The following is a 3252-nucleotide window of genomic DNA, read 5'->3' as shown; positions in this document are numbered from 1 at the left end:
TGTTATGCCTGGTCTACCTGGACCGTATTGCTAAGGTTAAAACGGAGGAGTTAGTTGGATGATCCAGCACCTAAGTTAAAGCGGAAGATTAGTTGGATGATCCAGCACCTCGCTGGTCAGCAGACACGGGCAAGGTGGACAGCCACTCCGCCACTTCTGCGGACGCCGGTGGCGCGAGCAGACTTCGGTGGCGGAAACTGCTGGCTTGCGTAGGCGTCGCGGCCAATCAACAGCAGGTTGCGCAGAACATGGTCGATCACGAAACGGGGGTAAACACCAGGGTACCGGCCCGCGTCAAGGCCGAGCGCGCGAGACGCTCGATGGCCAATTCGGTAAACGGGAAGAGCGGGATGCCGTCGATGTGGCCGAACGCCGATAAAGCGCCATCAGTGCTGTCGTGGTCGATGAAGGTTTCGACCCACGTTTGCTGACTCGACCAATCGCGGGTGCGCTGTTTGTAACGGCGCACCAATTCTTCATAGCCCCAACGCGCGGCGTTTAAGTAAGAGGCGACCAGCCGCTTGGTACGTAGCAGGACTTCTTCTTCGCTGTTCAGATCACTCTCGACGATCCACTGACGCTTGGCGCGGGTCGCGATCGTGTCTTGGCCTGCGAGGTAGCCGTCGGTGACGGCGATCGCCGAACGCATGGTCGCATACTTGCGCTCGTTGTCGCGCACGCCCTCTTGGATGAGGACATGTAGAAGCGTTTCTTGAATGCCGGTGAGTGCCTTAAAGTCTTCGACAAGGATCACTAATTCGCGACCGTCGATGAGTAACAGGCGGCGTATTTCGAGGATGACGTCTTGCAGCGTCATGCCACCGATTGCTTCGTGCAGCTTGAACAACTGGCGCACGGCTTGGTCGACGACTTTACCGTTGAGCACGTCAACGGCAACCTGGATGCCGGCTTTGTTGTTAGTGAGCAGGACCGATTCGTAGTAGCTCTGGGTCGACTCTGCCGCCTTGCCCAACTCGATCGAATCGGGCAATTCAAAATCCGCTGCCGTAAAATCGTCGACTGGCTCCGCCACCTCCAGCGCATGTTGGCCGGCGACGGCGCGTTTGACGATGCGTGGGAATACATGCTCACGAAAATGTTCGACCACGATCGGGTCGCCCATGAAGCGTGACAGTTTTTCGGCATGACCCAGGCGCTGCCTGAGCACGCTATTACTTGGGTTGGCTTTGGCTTGCTGCCGCAATTCACTCGCCAGCGCTTTCAGCGCGATCTCAAGTTGTCCTTGGAAACTGATGGTGGCGTCGGCGATATCGACACCGGTCATCGCTTTTTTGAACTCGTCCTTGACCTTTGCGTATCGCTCGTCGGGCAGTGGCTCGAGGATCAGTTCGACGACACTGCGTAAGCTCGCGGACTTAGGGATGCGGATGACAAGGTATTTGCCTTCGCTATCCTCGGCTTGCAGGCGGGCGGCAAGCATGCGCACCATGTGCGACTTACCGACGCCGGATGCGCCGGTGATCGGCATCACGTGCACGCCCATCGGTACGTCCGGCGTCATGAAGTAACGATACAGTTCGTCTTCAGTGATGGCCTGCATGGGCAAGTCGTCACTCTTGCCGCCGTCGCCGCCAAGTACGGACCGATCGACAAAGACGAGTTGATTAGCGCCTGTTCAGTCCCTGGGAATATGGGCCGACTGCGTGCTGCGCTCGCGCGTTGGTTGGAATTTGGCCTATTCACTGAAGAGGCCGGTAAAATCAAGGTCAATCTCGAGCGCAAAAGGGGGGCACCACTCGAAACAGCGCTCGACACGTTACCAGGCGTGTGCCGGCGTTTGGTGCTGCAAGAGCAGCATTGTCTTCCCCTCACGGTGACGGCTGAAGAGAACACCGAAAAGGGCGGTGGTCGCGCGTCCGACTTCGCACGCGGCTTGTCGTGGGCGCTCGCCCAAGATATCTATAACTTGCCCGACAGCGCCAACGCCATCGAAACCCTCGAGGGTTCGCAGGTCAACGGCCAACTCACCATCTTCCAGAACTACACGCGTTGGCCCGGCTTGCGCCCTTGGGCCCGCTACCTTGGCTTTGCCACCGGTGAGAAAGATTTTTTGTTCGACCCAACCGAAGCCGTGCGCGGCGAACTGTCAACGATCCTGGGCGTAGGTGAGACCATGGCGGCCACCGTGTTCCTCGACGAATTGAGCGCGAAAATTCCGGTTTTGGATGGCGGTATCTATCGAAAGGAAGTCGAGGCCAACCTGCGCCTCGACACTTGGCGTAAGCCTGCGGAAGGCCATTTGTCGATGTCCTTGTCGATCGCTCTGCGACGCCTTGAATTGAATGGCTCAATTGTCTTGGAGACCAAGGCCGATGCCGGCAGCGTCGTCAAACTAACGGGACGAAATTACCGCACCTGGACATCGTTCACCCACGTGCGTATGGTCGGAGCGTAAGCATGAATCTGATGAAATACTGGCCGTCCAAAGAGGCCGTTAACGACTGTATTAAACCGGAAGCCGAAGGCGCGCACGATGCGGTGCTGTTGGCTGTCCACCAGCCATCGCCACTGAGCTACCGGATCGAGAACGGGCCGAAAGTGGCCACCACTGAAGACGAACTGTATCGTTACTTCATGACGCCGGACGTACCGATGGGCGTGCACGTGATGCCGATCACCGGCGCATCCGGCGTCGGTAAGTCGCACATGGTGCGCATGCTTGCCGCCCGCCTGCAAGCCGAGGATAGCGAAGGCAAATACCTTGTCATCCGCATCCCTAAGTCCGCGAGCTTACGCAGTGTCGTCGAACTGATCCTCGAGCCACTGCCCGACGAGCGATACGCAAAGGTCAAGGACGAGTTCAAAAAAGCGATGACCGGTGTCGATATCGCCGACGCCACCATCAGTTTCCAAGGACAACTTGAGATCGCGCTGAAAGCGCTGGCGAGTGAATTGCGGCAGCAAGCCAAAGCCAACCCAAGTAATAGCGTGCTCAGGCAGCGCCTGGGTCATGCCGAAAAACTGTCACGCTTCATGGGCGACCCGATCGTGGTCGAACATTTTCGTGAGCATGTATTCCCACGCATCGTCAAACGCGCCGTCGCCGGCCAACATGCGCTGGAGGTGGCGGAGCCAGTCGACGATTTTACGGCAGCGGATTTTGAATTGCCCGATTCGATCGAGTTGGGCAAGGCGGCAGAGTCGACCCAGAGCTACTACGAATCGGTCCTGCTCACTAACAACAAAGCCGGCATCCAGGTTGCCGTTGACGTGCTCAACGGTAAAGTCGTC

4 protein-coding genes are annotated in these 3252 nt (G+C 57.9%); 2 read left to right on the top strand and 2 right to left on the bottom strand.

The annotated features are described in order from the left end of the window. Positions 1 to 88 precede the first annotated feature (88 nt). The gene (locus tag ACWNCF_RS04395; RefSeq protein ID WP_449406165.1) at positions 89 to 226 is read right to left on the bottom strand and encodes a hypothetical protein; all 138 of its coding nucleotides are present in this window, start codon (positions 224 to 226) and stop codon (positions 89 to 91) included. 30 nt (positions 227 to 256) lie between these two features. Continuing rightward, positions 257 to 1561, bottom strand: a complete 1305-nt coding sequence (dpdH, locus tag ACWNCF_RS04390) for a protein DpdH (RefSeq protein ID WP_449406164.1) — start codon at positions 1559 to 1561, stop codon at positions 257 to 259. Between dpdH and dpdG the strand changes: the two genes are divergently transcribed. Then, positions 1451 to 2416, top strand: a complete 966-nt coding sequence (dpdG, locus tag ACWNCF_RS04385; protein ID WP_449406163.1) for a protein DpdG — start codon at positions 1451 to 1453, stop codon at positions 2414 to 2416. The genes dpdH and dpdG overlap by 111 nt on opposite strands. Before the next feature lie 2 nt (positions 2417 to 2418). Continuing rightward, the coding region (locus tag ACWNCF_RS04380; protein WP_449406162.1) for a hypothetical protein at positions 2419 to 3252 on the top strand (834 nt) is incomplete at its 3' end.

The organism is Massilia phosphatilytica (genome assembly GCF_977014125.1).
This window is presented reverse-complemented; position numbering and strand designations above follow the sequence as displayed.